At 67.9% G+C, this 20,776-nt stretch carries 19 protein-coding genes; 10 read left to right on the forward strand and 9 right to left on the reverse strand.

Translation table 11 applies throughout. The features are described 5' to 3' along the window. Positions 1-21: 21 nt before the first annotated feature. A complete protein-coding gene (locus ACZ60E_RS12345) occupies positions 22-1,242 on the reverse strand; it encodes an MFS transporter (protein ID WP_469439916.1) in 1,221 nt (406 codons plus the stop codon). Between the two features lie 139 nt (positions 1,243-1,381). Between ACZ60E_RS12345 and ACZ60E_RS12350 the strand changes: the two genes are divergently transcribed. Both ACZ60E_RS12350 and ACZ60E_RS12355 read left to right on the forward strand, forming a co-directional pair. After that, positions 1,382-1,846 (forward strand): MarR family winged helix-turn-helix transcriptional regulator, encoded by a 465-nt coding sequence (locus ACZ60E_RS12350; RefSeq protein ID WP_385831599.1) that lies wholly within the window; start codon positions 1,382-1,384, stop codon positions 1,844-1,846. A gap of 54 nt (positions 1,847-1,900) precedes the next feature. Further along, a complete protein-coding gene (locus ACZ60E_RS12355; protein ID WP_384807810.1) occupies positions 1,901-2,353 on the forward strand; it encodes a GNAT family N-acetyltransferase in 453 nt (150 codons plus the stop codon). A 126-nt stretch (positions 2,354-2,479) separates the two neighbouring features. On the opposite strand, the gene ACZ60E_RS12360 is transcribed toward ACZ60E_RS12355, so the two are convergent. Next, complete coding sequence (locus tag ACZ60E_RS12360) at positions 2,480-3,868, reverse strand: serine hydrolase domain-containing protein (RefSeq protein WP_469439917.1); 1,389 nt, start codon at positions 3,866-3,868, stop codon at positions 2,480-2,482. A 73-nt stretch (positions 3,869-3,941) separates the two neighbouring features. Next, positions 3,942-5,423, reverse strand: coding sequence for a replicative DNA helicase (dnaB, locus tag ACZ60E_RS12365; protein ID WP_384807813.1), 1,482 nt, complete (start codon positions 5,421-5,423; stop codon positions 3,942-3,944). A 459-nt stretch (positions 5,424-5,882) separates the two neighbouring features. On the opposite strand from dnaB, the gene ACZ60E_RS12370 reads away from it, so the two are divergent. After that, on the forward strand, positions 5,883-7,220 hold the full coding sequence (locus ACZ60E_RS12370) for an MATE family efflux transporter (protein WP_384807815.1): 1,338 nt from the start codon (positions 5,883-5,885) through the stop codon (positions 7,218-7,220). A 182-nt stretch (positions 7,221-7,402) separates the two neighbouring features. Here ACZ60E_RS12370 and rplI read toward each other — a convergent pair whose 3' ends face one another. The 4 genes from rplI to rpsF form a co-directional block, all read right to left on the reverse strand. After that, a complete protein-coding gene (gene rplI / locus ACZ60E_RS12375) occupies positions 7,403-7,849 on the reverse strand; it encodes a 50S ribosomal protein L9 (protein ID WP_210881436.1) in 447 nt (148 codons plus the stop codon). 18 nt (positions 7,850-7,867) lie between these two features. After that, entirely contained in the window at positions 7,868-8,104 is a 237-nt protein-coding gene (rpsR, locus tag ACZ60E_RS12380; protein ID WP_003949403.1) for a 30S ribosomal protein S18, read from the reverse strand. Positions 8,105-8,164: 60 nt separating this feature from the next. Continuing rightward, complete coding sequence (locus ACZ60E_RS12385) at positions 8,165-8,788, reverse strand: single-stranded DNA-binding protein (protein ID WP_453791303.1); 624 nt, start codon at positions 8,786-8,788, stop codon at positions 8,165-8,167. A 78-nt stretch (positions 8,789-8,866) separates the two neighbouring features. After that, positions 8,867-9,157, reverse strand: a complete 291-nt coding sequence (gene rpsF / locus ACZ60E_RS12390) for a 30S ribosomal protein S6 (RefSeq protein ID WP_028804085.1) — start codon at positions 9,155-9,157, stop codon at positions 8,867-8,869. 275 nt (positions 9,158-9,432) lie between these two features. Here rpsF and ACZ60E_RS12395 point away from each other — a divergent pair, with 275 nt between their 5' ends. The 3 genes from ACZ60E_RS12395 to ACZ60E_RS12405 all read left to right on the forward strand — a co-directional run bounded on the left by ACZ60E_RS12395 (position 9,433) and on the right by ACZ60E_RS12405 (position 12,124). After that, on the forward strand, positions 9,433-9,747 hold the full coding sequence (locus tag ACZ60E_RS12395) for a hypothetical protein (RefSeq protein WP_384807819.1): 315 nt from the start codon (positions 9,433-9,435) through the stop codon (positions 9,745-9,747). A 158-nt stretch (positions 9,748-9,905) separates the two neighbouring features. Continuing rightward, a complete protein-coding gene (locus ACZ60E_RS12400; protein ID WP_107020425.1) occupies positions 9,906-11,027 on the forward strand; it encodes a lipid II:glycine glycyltransferase FemX in 1,122 nt (373 codons plus the stop codon). Between the two features lie 65 nt (positions 11,028-11,092). After that, on the forward strand, positions 11,093-12,124 hold the full coding sequence (locus ACZ60E_RS12405) for an alanine racemase (RefSeq protein ID WP_107020424.1): 1,032 nt from the start codon (positions 11,093-11,095) through the stop codon (positions 12,122-12,124). A gap of 108 nt (positions 12,125-12,232) precedes the next feature. On the opposite strand, the gene ACZ60E_RS12410 is transcribed toward ACZ60E_RS12405, so the two are convergent. After that, positions 12,233-13,753, reverse strand: a complete 1,521-nt coding sequence (locus ACZ60E_RS12410) for a glycosyltransferase family 87 protein (protein ID WP_384807821.1) — start codon at positions 13,751-13,753, stop codon at positions 12,233-12,235. Between the two features lie 143 nt (positions 13,754-13,896). After that, the gene (locus tag ACZ60E_RS12415; RefSeq protein WP_469439922.1) at positions 13,897-16,572 is read right to left on the reverse strand and encodes a transglycosylase domain-containing protein; all 2,676 of its coding nucleotides are present in this window, start codon (positions 16,570-16,572) and stop codon (positions 13,897-13,899) included. 374 nt (positions 16,573-16,946) lie between these two features. On the opposite strand from ACZ60E_RS12415, the gene ACZ60E_RS12420 reads away from it, so the two are divergent. The 4 genes from ACZ60E_RS12420 to ACZ60E_RS12435 all read left to right on the forward strand — a co-directional run bounded on the left by ACZ60E_RS12420 (position 16,947) and on the right by ACZ60E_RS12435 (position 20,705). Further along, positions 16,947-17,630, forward strand: coding sequence for a PadR family transcriptional regulator (locus ACZ60E_RS12420; RefSeq protein ID WP_384807825.1), 684 nt, complete (start codon positions 16,947-16,949; stop codon positions 17,628-17,630). A 44-nt stretch (positions 17,631-17,674) separates the two neighbouring features. After that, entirely contained in the window at positions 17,675-18,757 is a 1,083-nt protein-coding gene (locus ACZ60E_RS12425) for an inositol-3-phosphate synthase (protein ID WP_385831589.1), read from the forward strand. 79 nt (positions 18,758-18,836) lie between these two features. After that, on the forward strand, positions 18,837-20,102 hold the full coding sequence (locus ACZ60E_RS12430) for an MFS transporter (protein WP_469439925.1): 1,266 nt from the start codon (positions 18,837-18,839) through the stop codon (positions 20,100-20,102). A 114-nt stretch (positions 20,103-20,216) separates the two neighbouring features. Next, entirely contained in the window at positions 20,217-20,705 is a 489-nt protein-coding gene (locus ACZ60E_RS12435; protein WP_384807831.1) for an LppU/SCO3897 family protein, read from the forward strand. Positions 20,706-20,776 lie beyond the last annotated feature (71 nt).

Here is a 20,776-nt window from a genome sequence, read left to right on the forward strand (position 1 = left end):
GTGTGGGGGTGCGGCCGTCGCTCAGTTGTGGGCGATGGTCTGCTGCTGCACGGAGTGCGCCTGTTCCGCCTTCACGGCGACGACCGGGTCGGCCGAGTCGGCGCGGCGCTCCAGTGCGGCCGAGAGGACCGCGAGCAACAGGGCGGCGGCGGCCAGGACGGCGCCGACCCAGTTGGGGGCGGTGTAGCCCATGCCGGCCGCGATCACGACGCCGCCGAGCCAGGCCGAGAGGGCGTTGCCGAGGTTGAAGGCACCGATGTTCACGGCGGAGGCGAGGGTCGGGGCGCCGTGCGCCTGGTCGAGCACCCGCTTCTGCAGCGGCGGAACGGTGGCGAACCCGAGGGCTCCGATCAGCGTGATGGTCACGGCCGCCGCGATCTTGTTGTGCGCGGTCAGGGTGAACAGGGCGAGTACGACCGCGAGGGCGCCCAGTGACACGTACAGCATCGGCATCAGGGCGCGGTCGGCCAACCTGCCGCCGACGAGGTTGCCGCCGACCATACCGAGGCCGAAGAGGACGAGCAGCCAGGTGACGGAGCCGTCGGCGTAACCGGTGACGTTGGTCATCATCGGCGCGATGTAGGTGATCGCCGCGAAGACTCCGCCGAAGCCGAGCACGGTCATCGCCATGGCGAGCAGGACCTGGACGTTCTTGAAGGCGGCCAGTTCGTGCCGCAGGTGCACGCCTTCGGGCTTGGGCATGTCGGGCACCAGCTTGGCGATGCCGGCCAGGCCGAGCACGCCCAGCGCGGCGACGACCGTGAAGGTCACGCGCCAGCCAGCGGACTGCCCGATGAGGGTGCCCAGCGGTACGCCGACGACGTTGGCGACGGTCAGACCGGTGAACATCATCGCGATGGCGCCGGCCTTCTTGTCCGGCGCGACCAGGTCGGCGGCGACGACCGAGCCGATGCCGAAGAAGGCACCGTGAGCGAGCGAGGCGATCACGCGTCCGCTCAGCATGACGGTGAAGGTGGGGGCGACCGCGGAGATCAGGTTGCCGACGATGAAGAGTCCCATCAGCAGCATCAGCATCCGCTTGCGGGAGATCTTGGTGCCGAGCACGGTCATGAGGGGCGCGCCGAACATGACTCCGAGCGCGTAGCCGGTCACGAGGAAACCCGCGGTGGGGATGGAGACACCGAAGTCGCCGGCGACCTCGGGCAGCAAGCCCATGATCACGAACTCGGTGGTTCCGATTCCGAAGGCCCCGATCGCGAGGGCCAGAAGCGCGAGAGGCATGGGGGACGACCTTCCCAGAAGATTGCAGGAGCGCTTTACGTGCGTTCACAATAGTTGCAGACGCGGGTTAAGTGCAAGCGCAGGATATTGCGGTCGTGCCCTATCCTGGTGTCAGCCACTCCGGGACGGAGGAAATGCCATGACAGCGACGGACCCCGCGCTCACCGCTCTCGCCCAGGGCTGGTGCGCCCTCTCTCTGCTGCACGGGAGGATCGAGGCGCACATCGAGCGAGCCCTGCAGACGCGGCACGGTCTGAGCGTGCGCGAGTACTCGCTCCTCGACGTCCTCAGCCGCCAGCACGACGGCGACGGCGGCCATCTGCAGATGAAGCAGGTCGCCGACGCGGTCGTCCTCAGCCAGAGCGCCACCACCCGGCTGGTGACCCGGCTGGAGGACCGGGGCCTGCTCTCGCGCTACCTGTGCCCCACCGACCGCCGCGGCATCTACACGAACGTCAGCGAGGCGGGGCTCACGCTTCTGGAGGAGGCCCGGCCCACCAACGACGCGGCCCTGCGGGAAGCGCTGGACGAGGCCGCCAGGAGCCCCGAGCTGGCCCCGCTGGTCCGCGTCGTGGAATCGGCGAGCCTGCCCGCGCCCGCATAGGCAGGTCCACCGCGGACGCGGCTGCGTCGTTCTCGCTCTGCATAGGCTGACGCCATGGGAGATCTTGAGATACGCCCCGCGGTCGCCGACGACCTTCCCGCGATCGTCGCGATGCTCGCCGACGACCCGCTGGGCTCGCAGCGTGAGTCACCGGACGACCTGACGCCGTACTTGGCCGCGCTGGAACGCCTCAGCAAAGATCCCAACCAGCACGTGGTCGTCGCCGTGCGGGAGGGCCGGGTCGTCGGCACGCTCCAGCTGACGATCGTTCCCGGGCTGTCCCGCAAGGGAGCGACCCGCTCGATCATCGAAGCCGTACGCGTCCATGCCGACGAGCGGGGCAGCGGTCTGGGCACCCGCTTCATCGAATGGGCCGTGGACCGCTCCCGGAGCGAGGGCTGCCAGTTGGTACAGCTGACGTCGGACGCCACCCGGACGGATGCTCACCGGTTCTACGAGCGTCTCGGCTTCACGGCGTCGCACGTCGGGTTCAAGCTGCAGCTCTGAGGCCCGTGCTGGCGAAGCCCGGTCATGGATCACGACATTGCACGGCATGCCGAGGGGCGTCCTGTTTCACGTGAAACAGGACGCCCCTCGGCATGACACATCCATGCGGCACAGCCGGAATGGCAGCTACTTGATGCCGCGCCACCCCTCGGGGTCCACTCCACCCGGGACCGGAACGCCCTCACCGTACGGCTGACGGGTGAACACGAACGAGCCGAGGTCCAGGTGGGTCACCGTCCCGTCAGGCCCCTCAACGGCCCGTAGAAGCTCACCGGCGTAGTAGCCGTCGAGCCCGGTCCAGGTCCCGTTGTCCTCCGCGCGGAAACGCGAGCGCCGACCGTTGCCCGCCAGGGGCCCGAGCGTCACGCCCCCGTCGGAGGTGAGGCGCAACGCGAAAGCGTGCGTCCCCCAGTACCAGGGCCCGGCCAACTCCAGTACGGACCGGTCGACTTCGGGCAGCGGCCGCCACGGCTCGGGAATCCGGGGCTCGGCCTCCGCGACGATACGCACGAGGTCGGCGGCGACCGTCGCCACCGGTGGACCCGAGGTGCAGTTCGCGAGCACGACGGCGGCGAGATCGTCCTCGACGCTGATCATGAGCCCGGCGACAAAGCCCGGCAGGGAACCGCCGTGCCCCACCAGAGTCCGGCCGTTCCGACACTGAACCTGCAGACCGAGCCCGTACGCGGCCCCGGCCGCCACCTCTTCCGGTTCGGCGGGCGCGGCGGGCGTACGCATCTCCCGTACGGACTCCGCGCTCAGCACCCGGTCGTCGCCCCGCGCGAGGAAGACGGCGAAGCGCGCCAGATCGCCGCTGGTCGACCAGAGCTGACCGGCCGGCGCCATCAGCCCCAGGTCCTCGACCGGCTCGGGAAGCATGACGTCCGCCCAGGGGTGCACGGCCCAGCCTCCCGCATGAGGTGCTTCCGGCTGTCCGCTCGTCCGGTGCAGTCCCAGCGGTTCGAGCACCTCGCTGCGCAGGACCTCCTCCCAGGGGGCGCCCCGCAGTTCCTCGATCAGCGCGCCCAGCAGGGTGTAGCCGGGGTTCGAGTAGTGGAACCGCCGGCCGACCGGATGCCGGTGCGGCTGCTCGCCCAGGACGTCGGCGAGTTCGGGACGCAGCGACCCGGGGGTGCGCTCCCACCAGGGGCCGGGCGACTCGGCGGCCAACCCGGCTGTGTGCGCGAGGAGCTCGGCGATCGTCGCCTCCCCCGCGCCGGTGCCCGGTAGATGCTTCTCCAGCGGATCACCCAGGTCGAGCAGACCCTCGTCCCGCAGCCGCAGGACCAGGACGGCCGTGAACGTCTTGGTGATCGAGCCGATGCGGTACTGCACGTTCTCGTCGGGTCCGTGCCCGTCCACCGAGGTGCGGGACCCGTGCCAGACCGTCTCCCCGCCCCGCACCACCGCGGCGACCAACGACGGCGCACGCCCCTGCGCCTGGGCGGTGGCGATTCTGTGCAGCAGGGCCCGGCGCGTGGCAGGCAGCAGTTCTTCGGCGGAAGTCGTCGTCATGGCCCCAGTCCACCTGCCCCGACGTCCCGCGTCGAGCGCATTTGGCCCCGGCCCGGTGACTCCCGGGGAGAGATCAGGTCTGTGCCATGTCCACGAACCGGGAGTAGTGGCCCTGGAAGGCGACCGTGATGGTGGCCGTCGGGCCGTTACGGTGCTTGCCCACGATGATGTCCGCCTCGCCCGCGCGCGGTGACTCCTTCTCGTAGGCGTCCTCGCGATGCAACAGGATCACCATGTCCGCGTCCTGCTCGATCGAGCCGGATTCACGGAGGTCGGAGACCATGGGCTTCTTGTCCGTGCGCTGCTCGGGACCACGGTTCAGCTGGGACAGCGCGATGACGGGCAGCTCCAGCTCCTTGGCCAGCAGCTTCAGGTTTCGCGACATGTCCGAGACTTCCTGCTGCCTGCTCTCGGAACGTCCCTTGCCGCCCGACTGCATCAGCTGCAGATAGTCGATGATCACGAGCTTCAGATCGGCACGCTGCTTGAGACGGCGGCACTTGGCCCGGATCTCCATCATCGACAGGTTCGGGGAGTCGTCGATGTAGAGGGGAGCGGCCGAGACGTCCGGCATCCGGCGGGCGAGCCGGGTCCAGTCCTCGTCGGTCATCGTGCCGGAACGCATGTGGTGCAGGGCCACGCGCGCCTCGGCGGACAGCAGACGCATGGCGATCTCGTTGCGGCCCATTTCGAGCGAGAAGATCACGCTCGGCATGTTGTGCTTGATGGAGCAGGCTCGGGCGAAGTCCAGCGCCAGCGTCGACTTACCCATCGCGGGACGGGCCGCGATGATGATCATCTGACCGGGGTGCAGCCCGTTCGTGAGCTGGTCGAGGTCGGTGAAGCCGGTCGGCACACCGGTCATCTCCCCCGACCGCGAACCGATCGCCTCGATCTCGTCGAGCGCGCCCTCCATGATGTCGCCGAGCGGCAGATAGTCCTCGGTCGTGCGCTGCTCGGTGACCGCGTAGATCTCGGCCTGGGCGCTGTTAACGATCTCGTCCACGTCGCCGTCGGCCGCGTAACCCATCTGCGTGATGCGCGTACCGGCCTCGACCAGGCGGCGCAGGACCGCGCGCTCGTGGACGATCTCCGCGTAGTACTCGGCGTTGGCCGCCGTCGGGACCGTCTGGACCAGGGTGTGCAGATACGACGCTCCGCCGACCTTGGTGATCTCGCCGCGCTTGGTGAGTTCGGCGGCGACCGTGATCGGGTCGGCCGGCTCGCCCTTGGCGTAGAGGTCGAGGATCGCGCCGTAGACGGTCTCGTGCGCCGGCCGGTAGAAGTCGTGGCCCTTGAGCACCTCGACCACGTCGGCGATGGCGTCCTTCGAGAGCAGCATGCCGCCGAGGACGGACTGCTCCGCGTCCAGGTCCTGTGGCGGCACCCGCTCGAAGGACGAACCCCCGCCGTCCCAGCCACCGCTGTCCGAACCGCGGTCGTGCTGGTCCTCCCTGTTCCGGCCGCCACCGTCGCGGCGCTGTCGGGAGGCGGGCAGACGGTCACTTGGACCGCTGTCGGCCCACGGGTCGTCCAAGGGCTCGGAAATACTCACCGGGCCACCTCCTCCCGTCCGCCGAGCGGACCTCGCCGTGCCCTTTATTCCTACGGCACGACACTGACAAATAAGACGCCCAACTCCGGTTCTGACGCGTCGGTTTTGCGAGGTTTCCGAGGACGGAGGAGGGAGAGGGTGCCGCACCACGGTAGGCCCGCGGGCACCGTCAGCCAATCTGGTTATCCACAGGCCATGTGGACGACGGCCCCGATGCTGTGGAGAACTCCGCAAAACCTGTGCACGACCCGGTGGACAGGCCTGTGAACAAGCACTCAGCCTGTTTTCCACACCGGCTCTGACCTGCACTTACCCCATCCACCGGCTGTGCAGAAGAAAAACTTTCCGACTCGGGCCAAGATCGATGCGAATGGCGTGCGGTGGTACGTCGCACGAGTTTGCCAGTAAGGGTCACAGGATAGTTGCATCTCTTACCTGTGGAAGATTAGATTGATGTGCATGACACAGGCTCCAGCAGCCCCCAGGGCCCCCCGGCGACGGCACGACCGAGAGATCGTCGCGCTGGCCGTTCCGGCCTTCGGCGCGCTCATCGCCGAGCCTCTTTTCCTCATGGCCGACACCGCCATCGTCGGCCATCTCGGCACCGCCCAACTCGCCGGTCTCGGAGTCGCCTCCGCTCTCCTCACCACGGCCGTGAGCATCTTCGTCTTCCTCGCGTACGCCACCACGGCCGCCGTCGCCCGACGAGTCGGGGCGGGCGACCTTCAGGCCGCCATCCGCCAGGGGATGGACGGTATCTGGCTGGCCCTGCTGCTCGGTATCGCTGTCATCGCCGTCTTCCTGCCCACCGCACCCGCGCTGGTGGAACTCTTCGGGACCTCGGACACCGCCGCGCCCTACGCCATCACGTATCTGCGTATCTCGGCGCTCGGCATCCCCGCGATGCTCGTCGTCCTCGCCGCCACCGGCGTACTGCGGGGTCTGCAGAACACACGGACACCGCTCTATGTGGCCATCGCCGGCTTCGTCGCCAACGCCGCCCTGAACGCGGGTCTCGTCTACGGCGCGGACCTCGGCATCGCCGGATCCGCCTGGGGCACCGTCATCGCCCAGTTCGGGATGGCCGCCGCCTACCTCTTCGTGGTGGTCCGCGGTGCACGCAAGCACGGCGCCTCCCTGCGGCCCGACGCCGCCGGGATACGCGCCTGCGCCCAGGCCGGTGCACCACTGCTCGTCCGCACCCTCTCCCTGCGAGCGGTGCTGATGATCGCCACCGCCGTCGCCGCACGCCTCGGAGACGCCGACCTCGCGGCCCACCAGATCATCCTGTCCCTGTGGAGCCTGCTCGCCTTCGCACTCGACGCCATCGCCATCGCGGGGCAAGCCATCATCGGACGCTATCTCGGTGCGGGCGACACCCAAGGAGCCCGTGAAGCCTGCCGACGCATGGTGGAGTGGGGCATCGCCGTCGGAGTCGTACTCGGCGGCCTGGTGATCGCCTGCCGCCCCCTCTTCCTCCCACTGTTCACCAGCGACTCGGCCGTCCATGACATCGCGCTGCCCGCCCTGCTCATGGTGGCGCTCTCCCAGCCGATCTGCGGCATCGTCTTCGTCCTGGACGGCGTCTTGATGGGTGCGGGGGACGGCCCCTACCTGGCGCGGGCCATGGTGCTCGTCCTGGCGGTGTTCGCTCCGGTGGCGCTACTCATTCCCACCCTCGGTGGCGGCCTCACCGCTGTGTGGGCGGCGATGACCCTCATGATGACCGTGCGCATGCTCACCCTGTGGCTGCGCACCCGCTCGGGCCGCTGGATCGTCACGGGCGCTACGCGCTGACTGTTTCACGTGAAACGGGGACGTTCTTGTTTCACGTGAAACGAAGGAACTCCTCGTTTCACGTGAAACAAGGCATTGGTCAGCCCGGAGCGAGATCGGCTCGTAGCGGCAGGACAGGACAGCAAGAAGGGCCGCACCCACGCGGGGTGCGGCCCTTCTTTCAGCTCTGCTGAGCGCAGCGGTCAGGCTGCGACAACCTCGATGCTGACCTTGGCGGCCACCTCGGGGTGCAGACGCACGGACGTCTCGTGAGCGCCCAGCGTCTTGATCGGCGAGCCCAGCTCGATGCGGCGCTTGTCGACCTCGGGGCCACCGGAAGCCTTGATCGCCGAAGCGACGTCGGCCGGGGTGACGGAACCGAAGAGACGGCCGGCGTCGCCGGAGCGGACGGCCAGGCGGACCTTGACGCCCTCAAGGCGCGCCTTGATCTCGTTGGCCTGCTCGATCGTCGCGATCTCGTGGATCTTGCGAGCACGACGGATCTGCTCGACGTCCTTCTCGCCGCCCTTGGTCCAGCGGATGGCAAAGCTCCGCGGGATCAGGTAGTTGCGAGCGTAGCCGTCCTTGACGTCGACGACGTCGCCCGCGGCACCGAGGCCGGAGACCTCGTGGGTGAGGATGATCTTCATGTTTCGGTCACCCTTCCCTTATCGCGCGGTGGAGGTGTAGGGCAGCAGCGCCATCTCACGGCTGTTCTTCACGGCCGTGGCGACGTCACGCTGGTGCTGAGTGCAGTTGCCGGTCACGCGGCGGGCACGGATCTTGCCGCGGTCGGAAATGAACTTCCGCAGCATGTTCGTGTCCTTGTAGTCCACGTACGTGACCTTGTCCTTGCAGAATGCGCAGACCTTCTTCTTAGGCTTGCGCACAGGCGGCTTCGCCATGTGTGTCTCTCCTGTTTGATCAAGAAGTGTGGGTACGACCCACCCTCTTCGGCCCTGAGCCTAGAAGGGGGGCTCGTCCGAGTAGCCGCCACCGGAACCGCCGGAGCTGCCGGAGTTTCCACCCCAGCCACCGCCGCCGCCACCGCTGCCGCCGGCCTGATTGCCGCCGCCCGCAGGAGCGCTGGTCGCCCAGGGATCGTCGGCGGGAGCACCGCCGCCACCCTGCTGCTGACCGCCGCCGGAGCCTCCGCCCCAGCTGCCGCCCTGCTGGCCGCCGCCACCGCCGCCACCGCCGCTGTAACCGCCCTGGCCACCTCGGCCGGTGGTCTTGGTGACCTTGGCCGTGGCGGTCTTAAGGCTGGCGCCAACTTCCTCGACGTCCAGCTCGTAGACCGTGCGCTTGACGCCCTCACGGTCCTCGTAGGACCGCTGCTTCAGCCGGCCCTGCACGATGACGCGCATGCCTCGCTGGAGCGACTCCGCAACGTTCTCCGCCGCCTGACGCCAGACCGAGCAGGTCAGGAACAGGCTTTCGCCGTCCTTCCACTCGTTCGTCTGACGGTCGAAGGTGCGGGGAGTGGACGCGACACGGAACTTCGCGACCGCCGCACCGGACGGGGTGAAGCGCAGCTCGGGGTCGTCGACAAGATTGCCGACGACCGTGATGACGGTCTCGCCTGCCATGGGGGAACCTCTCGGCGGGTTTGCTGCTGGCTGCTTGGTGCTGCTACTCGATGCCCGAGTTCAGCTGAGCTGGAAAGCTCAGTGGGTCTCGGGACGGAGGACCTTGGTCCGGAGGACCGACTCGTTCAGGTTCATCTGGCGGTCGAGCTCCTTGACGACCGCAGGCTCGGCCTGCAGGTCGATGACCGAGTAGATGCCCTCGGGCTTCTTCTTGATCTCGTACGCGAGACGACGACGGCCCCAGGTGTCGACCTTCTCGACCTTTCCGTTCGCCTCACGGACGACGGAGAGGAAGTTCTCGATCAGCGGCGAGACAGCACGCTCTTCGAGATCGGGGTCGAGGATGACCATGACTTCGTAGTGACGCATGTGTAACCCACCTCCTTTGGACTCAGCGGCCACGGTCGTTCCGTGGCAGGAGGGTTGTGATGCGTTCGCAACGGTATCGGCAGCCACTGACAATCGGGCCGCCGATCAGCGAACTGAGCGAGAGACCGTGCCGTGGCCTGGGCAGACACCGGTGCAGACGCTACAGACTACCCGCTCACCGGCTTCCGGTTGAAATCAGGGCCCGGTGACCGTCAGTCTGTACCCATCGGGTGTGTATGGCGCTACGATGCGCCACCTTCCGCAGGAGGTGCCAGATGGCACAGACATTGCGACCCAACACCGCCGGCTCTCTCTTCGCCACCGACCACAAGCCCCATCCGCTCCAGCACACGCTGGTCGCCGTGACGCTGGTCCTCGGAGTCACGGCCTTCGTCTCCGCGATGTTCCACAGCCTCCATCTGCTCAGTTCATGGGCGGGGCTGATCGGCATCATCACCGGCGCGTACGGACAGTTCGTCTCCGAGACCACCCGGGAACGGTTCGCACTGATCGTCGGTCTGGGTGCCTCCGCCGTCGGCTTCCTCCTCGGCATGGCGCACGGCGGCCTCTTCGGCGGCGTCATCGGCTGACGGCGGCTCCGGACACGTGTCGAAGGGCCCCGGCCGCACACCGGCCGGGGCCCGGGACGCATACGGCCAGACGGGGCGCTCGCAGGGCGCAGTAGGCTTCGGCGCGAGAGCCGGAGCCCCTGTACCCATGGGGACACACCAGCCGAGGAGCGCCCCGAATGAGCCTGACCCTGAGGACCATCAGCCGCGAGCAGCATCTGGCGTACATCCAGAGCCTGCCCGCGGCCAGCCACATGCAGGTCCCCGCCTGGGCAGATGTCAAGGCGGAGTGGCGCTCCGAGAGCCTCGGATGGTTCGACGACAGGTCCGGCGAGATCGTCGGTGCGGGCCTGGTGCTGTACCGCCAGCTGCCCAAGATCAAGCGCTATCTCGCCTATCTGCCCGAGGGACCGGTCATCAACTGGTTCGCGCCGAATCTGACCGAGTGGCTGGATCCGATGCTCGCGCACCTCAAGCAGCAGGGTGCCTTCTCCGTGAAGATGGGCCCGCCGGTGATCATCCGGCGCTGGGAGGCCACCTCGATCAAGAGGGGCATCCAGGACCCGGACGTGAAGCGCCTGCGCGACATCGAGGCCGACTTCATCGAACCGCGCGCCTTCGAGGTCGCCGACAAACTCCGGCGCATGGGCTGGCAGCAGGGCGAGGACGGCGGGGCGGGCTTCGGTGACGTACAGCCCCGCTACGTCTACCAGGTGCCGCTGGCCAACCGGTCGCTGGAGGACGTCCACAAGGGCTTCAACCAGCTCTGGCGGCGCAACATCAAGAAGGCCGAGAAGGCCGGCGTCGAGGTCGTCCAGGGCGGCTACCAGGACCTGGAGGAGTGGCAGCGCCTCTACGAGATCACGGCGCTGCGCGATCACTTCCGGCCCCGGCCACTCGCGTACTTCCAGCGGATGTGGACGGCTCTCAACACCGAGGACCCCAACCGCATGCGGCTGTACTTCGCGCGGCACGAGGGTGTGAACCTGTCCGCCGCGACGATGCTGGTCGTCGGCGGGCACGTCTGGTACTCCTACGGCGCCTCCGACAACATCGGGCGGGAGTTCCGGCCCTCGAACGCCATGCAGTGGCGGATGCTCCGCGACTCCTACGCGCTCGGCGCGACCGTCTACGACCTGCGCGGCATCTCCGACTCGCTGGACGAGACCGATCACCTTTTCGGCCTCATCCAGTTCAAGGTGGGTACTGGCGGGCAGGCCGCCGAATACATCGGCGAGTGGGACTTCCCCCTCAACAAACTGCTCCACAAGGCTCTCGACATCTACATGTCGCGCCGCTGACGCACCAGAATTCGTCTTCACATCTCTGATACACCGCTGCCACGAGAAAGGTTCCAGGTCCGGCCATGGCGCTCACGCTCTACGTCGACACCGCACGCTGGCGGGCGCACCACAAGCACGTGTCCGAGCAGTTTCCGGGACTCGTCCCCGTCTGCAAGGGCAACGGCTACGGCTTCGGCCACGAGCGGCTCGCCGACGAGGCCACCCGCCTGGGCTCGGACGTCCTGGCCGTCGGCACGACCTACGAGGCGGCGCGGATCAAGGACTGGTTCGGCGGTGACCTGCTGGTGCTGACGCCGTTCAGGCGGGGCGAGGAGCCCGTACCGCTGCCCGACCGTGTCATCCGGTCCGTCTCGTCCGTCGACGGGGTCTACGGCCTCGTGGGCGCCCGTGTCGTCATCGAGGTCATGTCCTCCATGAAGCGGCACGGGGTGAGCGAGCGGGATCTGCCCCAGCTGCACGCCGCCATAGAGAACGTGCGCCTGGAGGGCTTCGCCATCCACCTGCCCCTGGACCGTACCGACGGCTCGGACGCCGTCGAGGAGGTCATCGGCTGGATGGACCGGCTGCGCGCGGCACGGCTGCCGCTGCACACGATGTTCGTCAGCCATCTCAAGGCCGACGAGCTCGCCCGGCTGCAGCAGCAGTTCCCGCAGACCCGCTTCCGGGCCCGTATCGGCACGCGGCTGTGGCTGGGGGACCACGACGCGACCGAGTACCGCGGAGCCGTCCTGGACGTCTCGGCCGTCGCCAAGGGCGACCGTTTCGGCTACCGGCAGCAGAAGGTCGCCTCGGACGGCTGGCTGGTCGTCGTGGCGGGCGGTACGTCGCACGGGGTGGGCCTCGAGGCCCCCAAGGCCCTGCACGGCGTCATGCCGCGCGCCAAGGGCGTCGCCCGGGCCGGCCTCGCCACGGTCAACCGGAACCTCTCGCCGTTCGTCTGGGGCGGCAAGCAGCGCTGGTTCGCGGAGCCCCCGCACATGCAGGTCTCGATCCTCTTCGTGCCCTCGGACGCGCCCGAGCCGAAGGTCGGCGAGGAGCTGGTGGCCCATCTGCGGCACACCACCACGCAGTTCGACCGCGTCGTCGAGCGCTGACCGCACGGCGCCGCGCGTCGGGCCCGCACACGGGCGAAAGGCCGTACACGGACTCCGTGTACGGCCTTTCGTGTGCCTGCCCCTGCCCCTGCCTCTACTCCTGTTCGCTCAGAGCGAACTCGGATCTCTCCCGTCCTTGCCCTCGCCGCCGCCCCACTCCACGTACGGGCCGTCGAACTGTGCCGCGTGCCGGGGCGGATGGGCCGCCGGGCCCACGACGAAGACGTCCTGGGCGCCGTCCAGCACACCGCCCGACGGATCGTCGTCCCCGGAGCGGCGCACCACGTCCCTCTCGGGCATGAGGATGTCGCGCACGATCACGGCGCACAGGTACAGCGTCCCCAGGAGGTGGACGGCGATGGCCAGCTGATAGCCCTCCTGGGGCAGTCCCTTGTGGGCGTCGCCGCTGGTCGTGTAGGCGAGGTACATCCAGATCCCGAGGAAGTACGCGACCTCGCACGCCTGCCAGATCAGGAAGTCCCGCCACTTCGGGCGGGCCAGCACCGCGAGGGGAATCAGCCACAGTACGTACTGCGGCGAATAGACCTTGTTGGTGAGGATGAAGGCCGCGACGATCAGGAACGCCAGCTGGGCGAAGCGGGGCCGGCGCGGAGCGGCCAGCGTGAGTGCCGCGACGCCCACGCAGGACAGCAGCATCAGTACCGAAGCCCACGTGTTGACGGTGTCGGTGTCGAGCGGCGTGTCACTGCGCTGGGAGAGGATCAGCCAGAAGGAGCCGAAGTCGACCCCGCGTTCCTGGCTGAACGTGTAGAACTTCGACCAGCCCTCGGGCGCCAGCAGCATGACCGGAAGGTTCACGACCAGCCAGGCGCCCGCTGCGCCGAGCAGGGCGGTGCCGAACGCACGCCACCTGCCCGCCCGCCAGCACAGCACGAGCAGCGGCCCCAGCAGCAGCACGGGATAGAGCTTGGCGGCCGTGGCGAGCCCCAGGAGGACCCCGAAGGCGAGCGGACGACTCCGGGACCACATGAGCATCGCCGCGGCCGTCAGAGCGACCGCCAGGAGGTCCCAGTTGATGGTGGCGGTCAGCGCGAAGGCGGGCGCCAGAGCGACCAGCAGGCCGTCCCAGGGCCGCCGCCGATGGGTACGGGTCACACAGACGGCGATGACGGCCGTGCAGGCCATCAGCATCCCGGCGTTGACCATCCAGTAGACCTGCTCCTGGTCCTGGATGCTTCCGCTGCCCGGCGTGAGCCAGGAGGCGACCTCCATGAACACGCCGGTGAGGACCGGGTATTCGAGGTACTCCATGTCGCCTTCGAGCTTGTCGAAGTACGGCACGAGCCCGTCGGCGAAGCCACGCCCCTGGTAGAGATGCGGAATGTCCGAATAGCAGGCGTGCGTGTACTGGGAGCTGGCCCCGAAGAACCAGGCACCGTCGTAGCAGGGCAGTTTCTGCACCATGCCGAGGGCGAACATGCCGATCGCGACGAGTGCGACGACCCGTACGGGAGTCCACCAGGACGTCCCCGTCAGCGCGCGCCGCCCGAGGGGACCGCCGAACAGTTCACTGCCGGTCGCCGCGACCGGGTCCTCCTTGGTCGGCGGCACCAGATCTGGCTCGTGCACGCTCGCGCGCGTCGTTTCTGCACTGGGCATGCCGCACATCCTGCCGTACGTGCCTGGGAATACGCCGGGGGCGGGCGGGTTCGGGCCCGGCAGCCGCCCGCCGGGGCGCCCGACCTCGTAAAACGCGAGTGGCCGCCGACCGGAGCCGGCGACCACGTCGCGTCGATGGAACTTCCTGGCTGCTAGCCCGAGGACCCCTGGAACAGGCCGCCGTTGCCGTTGCCTCTGCTGTTCCCGCCGTCCTCCTCCTCGGATTCCGAGGTCGAGGGACTCGCGCCGCCGTCCGTACCACCGGTGTCGGTCTCGCCCGTGCTGGCTCCGCCGTCGTCCTCACAGCCGAAGCCGAAGGCGCCACAGGACTCGCTGGTGGTGGGAGCGGGGGGAGACGGCTCGCTCTTGGTCGGCGTGGGCTCCGGCTCCTCGCTCTCCTCCTCCTCCGTCTCGGTGGGCGTCGGAGTCGGGGTCGGGACCACGACGTCGTTGACGACCTCGCCGATGGGGTCGGGCGTCGGGAACTGCTCGACCTTCGTGCCCTTGAGCGCCTGCTCCATGTAGTCGTGCCAGATCTCGGCCGGGAACGAGGCACCGTGGATCTTGTCCTGGCCGCCCGTTCCGTACATCTCCAGGAACTCGCGCTTCTTGTTCGACTCGTCGTCGTCCATGCGGTACATGGAGATCGCGGTCGAGAGCTGCGGGGTGTAGCCGACGAACCAGGCGGACTTGTTGCCGTCGGTCGTACCGGTCTTGCCCGCCACCGGCCGGTTGCTCAGCTTCGCCGCGGTACCGGTGCCCTCGTCGACGACGGTCTTGAGGACGTCGGTGACGTTGTCGGCGACCAGTGCAGTGAAGGCCTGCTTCGCCTTGGCCGAGTTCTCGTGCGTGAAGACCGTTCCGTCCTTGTCGGTGATCTCGTCGACCGAGTAGGGCTCGTTCTGCTTGCCGCTCGCCGCGAAGGTGGCGTACGCGCCGGCCATCCGGATCGCGCTCGGGTCGGAGGTACCGATCGAGAAGGACGGGAAGTTGGCGCTGGCCAGGCTGCCTTCCTTGATGCCGGCGTCCACTGCGGACTCCCGCACCTTGTCCAGGCCGACGTTCATGCCCAGCTGGACGTAGGCGGAGTTCGAGGAGACCCTCATCGCCTCACGCAGGTCGATCTGGAAGGTGGGCGGGTTGTACGACTCGTCGCCGTCGTTCCGCTGCAGCCATTCCTTCTCGTCCTTGTCCTTCCAGACCGTCCCGTCGTAGTCCTCGATCTTCAGCTTGTTCTTGCCGCTGTAGAGACTCTTGGGAGAGACCTTGATCCGCTCGTCCTGGGCCTGCGTCGGCTCCAGGTCGGGATCGCGCACGCCCCACTTCATGGCCGCCGCGAGGACGAACGGCTTGAAGGTCGAACCGACCTGGGCGCCCGTCTGGTCGGCGTTGTTGGTGAAGTGCTTGGTCGCGTCAACACCGCCGTAGATGGCCTTGATCGCGCCGGTCTCCGGGTCCACGGAAGCGCCGCCGAACTGGACGTGCTTGTCCGTCTTCGGGCGCTCCTTCTCCTTGATGTTCTCCTTGCGGACCTTCTTCACCGCGGCTTCGAGCTGAGTGACCTTCTTCTTGTCGAAGGTCGTGTGGATCTCGTAGCCACCGTCACGCAGCTGCTTCTCGGTGATCCCGGTCTTCTCGCTGTTGTTGACGATGTACGCCTTGGCGAGGTCGACCAGATAACCGACCTGACCGCCCAGTTGGGCGTTCGACCGCGGGCTCTGCAGCGTGGGGAAGTCGGGGTACTTGCTCCGTACCGACTCCTCCAGGTGCCCGTCCTTGACCATCTCGCCCAGGATCCAGCGCCAGCGGGTCTCCGCGCGCTGGCGGTTGGCCGCGGGGGTGGCGGACGGGTCGATCGACTCCGCGCCCGCCGGGTCGTAGTACGTGGCGCCCTTGAGCACCGACGCCAGGAAGGCGCACTGGCTCGGGTTGAGGTCCTCGGCGTCCTTGTCGAAGTACGTACGCGCGGCGGCCTGGATTCCGTAGGCGCCGCGGCCGTAGTAGGCCGAGTTCAGATAGCCGGCCATGATGTCTTCTTTGTCGACATTGGCGCCGACCTTGATCGAGACGAAGAGCTCCTTGAACTTCCGGGAGATCGTCTGCGACTGGTCCTCCAGCATGGCGTTCTTCACGTACTGCTGGGTGATCGTGGAGCCGCCCTGGGTCTGACCGCCCTTGGCCATGTTGAACAGGGCGCGGCCGATACCCATGGGGTCGACGCCCCGGTCGTTCTCGAACGTCTTGTTCTCGGCCGAGATGACGGCGTAGCGCATCTCCTTGGGAATCCGGGAGTAGTCGATGATCTGCCGGTTCGTCTCACCACCGGTGGCGACCATCTGCGTCCCGTCGGCCCAGTAGTAGACGTTGTTCTGGGCCTCGGCCGTCTTGGCGACGTCCGGCAGGCCCACCAGCGCGTACGCGACTCCCGCGACGGCCATCATGCTGCCGAAGAAGCCGATGAACAGACCCGTCACGAGCTTCCAGGACGGCACCCAACGTGCCGCCCCGTACTTGCCCGCGCGCGGGTAGTCGATGATCCGCTTCTTCGGCGGTACGGACCCACGCCCGCGCCCACGGCCTCCCTGCCCCGCGCCGTCGGCCGCTCTGCGTCGACCGGCGGCGCTGCTGTTTCTCTGTGACGCCCGCCGGGCCTCGGCGCGACTGCCGAACGGGCGTTCCTCACCCCCCGAGTCGTATGAATCGGAAGGAGACTCGGTTGCGCCTCGCGGTGCCGCACGGCGGCCGGAGGACGAGCCGGTCTGGCCGCGTCGGGCCGCGGCACGTCCGCCACCTTGCGGCTGCGGCGATTTGCGACGGTGCTCGCTCATCGAACGATTACTCCTCGGGCAGGCGCACCTGAGCGCACCTGGAAACGGCAGCTGGTTTCCGGTCCCCCCGAAGTACGGATGCGGTCGTTTTTACATTCATCCGTACTGCACCGAGGACAAGGACGTCCCCAGGCGTCACTCGGTTCCCGGTGGTTTGCATGGCGGACAGACTACGCACCGTCAAAACCTGCCTAGCACCGAAGTTCACCCCAAATCAGGCAACTTGCTTCCTACGAATCGGTGATGTGACGCCGTTCACCGTGCCCCCTCTTGTCGCAGGGGGAGGACCGATCTATCGTGTCGATGTATCGAGTCGATACATCAGCTCGGCATAAAGACCGTCACGGCACGGCCGCGGCAGAGAGGAGGCGACGATGAGCCGGCGTTCCGGGATCCTTGAGTTCGCCGTCCTCGGCCTTCTCCGCGAGTCCCCGATGCACGGCTATGAGCTGCGCAAACGTCTCAATACGTCACTGGGTGTGTTCCGTGCGTTCAGCTACGGGACGCTCTACCCCTGCCTCAAGACGCTGGTCGCCAACGGCTGGTTGATCGAGGAACCGGGGAACACCTCCGAGGACGCCCTCGCGGCGCCGCTCGCAGGACGTCGCGCCAAGATCGTCTATCGGTTGACGGCGGAAGGTAAGGAACACTTCGAGGACCTCCTCTCGCAGACGGGTCCCGACGCGTACGAGGACGAACATTTCGCCGCTCGTTTCGCCTTCTTCGGCCAGACGTCACGGGATGTACGGATGCGGGTCCTCGAAGGCCGCCGCAGCCGTCTCGAAGAGCGCCTGGAGAAGATGAGCGCCTCGCTGGCGCGCACCCGGGAGCGACTCGACGACTACACGCTTGAGCTCCAGCGCCACGGAATGGAGTCCGTGGAGCGCGAAGTGCGCTGGCTGAACGAGCTCATCGAGAGCGAGCGGGCGGGACGGGACCAACGGCGTCCCGGACCTGACGGCTCCGCTCAGCAGGACAACACATCTGGGGAGTCGGGCGGCCTGCCCCGGCCCGGGGGCACCCCCGGGCCGGATCCGTCCGATGACACTGCCACGTGAAGTCCTCTCAGGGCTTCACCGAGTACACACAGGGAGCAACCGGAATGGGTTCGGTTCGCGTAGCCATCGTCGGCGTGGGCAACTGCGCCGCCTCGCTGGTTCAGGGCGTCGAGTACTACAAGGACGCCGACCCGGCGTCCAAGGTGCCGGGCCTGATGCACGTCCAGTTCGGCGAATACCACGTGGGTGACGTCGAGTTCGTCGCCGCCTTCGACGTCGACGCGAAGAAGGTCGGCCTCGACCTCTCGGACGCCATCGGCGCCAGCGAGAACAACACCATCAAGATCTGCGACGTCCCGAACAGGGGCATCACGGTCCAGCGCGGCCACACCCATGACGGGCTCGGCAAGTACTACCGCGAGACCATCGAGGAGTCGACCGAGGCCCCGGTCGACGTCGTCAAGGTCCTCAAGGACAAGCAGGTGGACGTCCTCATCTGCTACCTGCCCGTCGGTTCCGAGGACGCGGCGAAGTTCTACGCCCAGTGCGCCATCGACGCCAAGGTCGCGTTCGTCAACGCTCTGCCGGTCTTCATCGCCGGCACCAAGGAGTGGGCGGACAAGTTCACCGAGGCGGGCGTCCCGATCGTCGGCGACGACATCAAGTCGCAGGTCGGCGCCACCATCACGCACCGCGTGATGGCGAAGCTGTTCGAGGACCGCGGTGTCCGTCTTGAGCGCACCATGCAGCTCAACGTCGGCGGCAACATGGACTTCAAGAACATGCTGGAGCGCGACCGCCTGGAGTCCAAGAAGATCTCGAAGACGCAGGCCGTCACCTCGCAGATCCCCGACCGTGACATGGGCGCGAAGAACGTCCACATCGGTCCCTCGGACTACGTGGCCTGGCTCGACGACCGCAAGTGGGCGTACGTCCGCCTCGAAGGCCGCGCCTTCGGTGACGTTCCGCTGAACCTGGAGTACAAGCTGGAGGTCTGGGACTCCCCGAACTCCGCGGGTGTCATCATCGACGCCCTGCGCGCCGCGAAGATCGCCAAGGACCGCGGCATCGGCGGCCCGATCCTCTCCGCGTCGAGCTACTTCATGAAGTCCCCGCCCGTCCAGTACTTCGACGACGAGGCGTACGACAACGTCGAGAAGTTCATCAAGGGCGAGGTCGAGCGCTGAAGGCTCGCTCCGCGCACGGCTGTTGAGGGTCCCCGGGGCATCGCTCCGGGGACCCTCGCCCTGTGCGAGGCTGTAACCCATGGCTGTCGTGAGTGACCTGCGCGTACTCCTGCGCTTCAGGAACTTCCGGCGTCTGCTCGCCGTCCGGCTGCTGTCGCAGGGCGCCGACGGGGTCTATCAGGTCGCGCTCGCCACATACGTCGTCTTCTCACCGGAGAAGCAGACCTCGGCCGCCGCGATCGCCTCCGCGATGGCGGTCCTGCTCCTCCCGTACTCCCTCGTCGGCCCCTTCGCGGGCGTCCTCCTGGACCGCTGGAGACGCCGCCAGGTCTTTCTGTACGGGAACCTGCTGCGGGCGCTCCTGGCGTCCCTGACGGCCGTTCTGATGCTCAGCGGTGTACCGGACTGGCTGTTCTACGCCTCCGCGCTGTGCGTGACCGCCGTCAACCGGTTCGTGCTCGCGGGTCTCTCCGCGGCCCTGCCCCGCGTGGTCGACTCCGAGCGCCTGGTGATGGCCAACTCCCTGTCGCCCACGGCCGGCACACTCGCCGCGACCCTCGGTGGCGGCCTCGCCTTCGTCGTACGCCTCGTGGGCTCCGACTCCGACGCGGCGGTCGTCCTGGTGGGAGCGGTCCTGTACGTGTGCTCCGCGCTCGCCTCGCTGCGACTGGCCCCGGATCTGCTGGGCCCCGAACGGCAGCCGGTGCGGCCACGACTGAGGACGGCCGTGCTCGGCACCGCGCGCGGCCTTGCGGCGGGCGTGCGTCATCTGGCCGAGCCCGCGCGCCGCGAAGCCGCCTGGGCGCTGGCCGCGATGACCCTGATGCGGTTCTGCTACGGCGCGCTGACGGTCATGGTGCTGATGCTCTGCCGGTACGCCTGGTCGTCCGGCCCCGACGACGACGGGCTCGCCCTGCTCGGCCTGGCCGTGGGCATCTCCGGAGCGGGTTTCTTCGCCGCGGCCGTACTGACACCGGCGGGCACGAACCGGCTCGGCCCCGGTGGCTGGATCATCACCTGCGCGGCTACCGCTGCCGTCCTGGAACCGGCGCTGGGCCTGTCGTTCGCCGAGGTCCCCCTCCTGATCGCTGCCTTCGTACTGGGTCTGACCACTCAGGGAGCGAAGATCGCCACCGACACCGTCGTCCAGTCGTCCGTCGAGGACGGCTTCCGTGGCCGGATCTTCGCCGTCTACGACGTCCTGTTCAACGTCGCCTTCGTGGGCGCCGCGGGGGTGGCAGCCCTGATGCTGCCCCCTGACGGCCGATCCGTGCCGCTTGTGGTCACGGTGGCCGTTATCTACGGGGCGGTTGCGGCGGCTATGGCCCGCTTTGAGCGCCAGTAAGTGTCACATCAAGGACACAGAGACACTCCGGGCTACGGAGTTGTCAGTGGGGCCCGGTAGCTTACGTGCGTCTTATTTCGCGCCACGCGCTCCACGTTCGAGGGGGACCCCCAAGTGACCACGCCGCCGCCGCAGGGCCAGAATCCGTTCGCTCAGGGCCAGCCGGCCGAGGGAAATCCTTACGGGCAGCAGCCGCCCCAGGGCAACCCCTACGGCCAGCAGCCCCCGCAGGGCTACCCGCAGCACCCGAACGCTCCCTACGCCCCGGTCCCGCCCGAGCCGCCGAAGCGCAACCTCAAGAAGTACCTGCGTTTCGCCATCCCGGTCGTCGTCCTCATAGTCGCCGTCGGCGGCTGGCTGGCGAGCCGTGACGATGCGTCGAGCGCCAAGGTCGGCGACTGCATGAGCATCGGCAACCCGAACAGCACCACCGACCCGGAACTTGAGGTCGTGGACTGCGGCAACTCCAAGGCCGCGTACAAGGTCGAGCAGAAGAAGAGCGACAACTCGGGCTGCGACCGCACCAAGTACGCCGAGTACACCGAGACCGGCGGCAGCAGTGACTTCACCCTCTGCCTGTCGGAGTACTCCGCCAAGAAGTAAGAACCAAAGAAGTAAGAACCACTGACGCCGAGGGCCGTTGTTTCACGTGAAACAACGGCCCTCGGCGAATC

The organism is Streptomyces sp. NPDC102514, assembly GCF_055584525.1.

Coding starts and splice junctions, on each gene's coding strand:
- ACZ60E_RS12420 (WP_384807825.1), top strand. CDS start 16,947: ATGAGCCGGCGTTCCGGGATCCTTGAGTTCGCCGTCCTCGGCCTTCTC.
- ACZ60E_RS12385 (WP_453791303.1), bottom strand. CDS start 8,788: ATGGCAGGCGAGACCGTCATCACGGTCGTCGGCAATCTTGTCGACGAC.
- ACZ60E_RS12410 (WP_384807821.1), bottom strand. CDS start 13,753: ATGTGCGGCATGCCCAGTGCAGAAACGACGCGCGCGAGCGTGCACGAG.
- rplI (WP_210881436.1), bottom strand. CDS start 7,849: ATGAAGATCATCCTCACCCACGAGGTCTCCGGCCTCGGTGCCGCGGGC.
- ACZ60E_RS12395 (WP_384807819.1), top strand. CDS start 9,433: ATGGCACAGACATTGCGACCCAACACCGCCGGCTCTCTCTTCGCCACC.
- ACZ60E_RS12415 (WP_469439922.1), bottom strand. CDS start 16,572: ATGAGCGAGCACCGTCGCAAATCGCCGCAGCCGCAAGGTGGCGGACGT.
- ACZ60E_RS12425 (WP_385831589.1), top strand. CDS start 17,675: ATGGGTTCGGTTCGCGTAGCCATCGTCGGCGTGGGCAACTGCGCCGCC.
- ACZ60E_RS12370 (WP_384807815.1), top strand. CDS start 5,883: ATGACACAGGCTCCAGCAGCCCCCAGGGCCCCCCGGCGACGGCACGAC.
- ACZ60E_RS12350 (WP_385831599.1), top strand. CDS start 1,382: ATGACAGCGACGGACCCCGCGCTCACCGCTCTCGCCCAGGGCTGGTGC.
- ACZ60E_RS12355 (WP_384807810.1), top strand. CDS start 1,901: ATGGGAGATCTTGAGATACGCCCCGCGGTCGCCGACGACCTTCCCGCG.
- ACZ60E_RS12430 (WP_469439925.1), top strand. CDS start 18,837: ATGGCTGTCGTGAGTGACCTGCGCGTACTCCTGCGCTTCAGGAACTTC.
- rpsF (WP_028804085.1), bottom strand. CDS start 9,157: ATGCGTCACTACGAAGTCATGGTCATCCTCGACCCCGATCTCGAAGAG.
- ACZ60E_RS12360 (WP_469439917.1), bottom strand. CDS start 3,868: ATGACGACGACTTCCGCCGAAGAACTGCTGCCTGCCACGCGCCGGGCC.
- ACZ60E_RS12405 (WP_107020424.1), top strand. CDS start 11,093: ATGGCGCTCACGCTCTACGTCGACACCGCACGCTGGCGGGCGCACCAC.
- rpsR (WP_003949403.1), bottom strand. CDS start 8,104: ATGGCGAAGCCGCCTGTGCGCAAGCCTAAGAAGAAGGTCTGCGCATTC.
- ACZ60E_RS12400 (WP_107020425.1), top strand. CDS start 9,906: ATGAGCCTGACCCTGAGGACCATCAGCCGCGAGCAGCATCTGGCGTAC.
- ACZ60E_RS12345 (WP_469439916.1), bottom strand. CDS start 1,242: ATGCCTCTCGCGCTTCTGGCCCTCGCGATCGGGGCCTTCGGAATCGGA.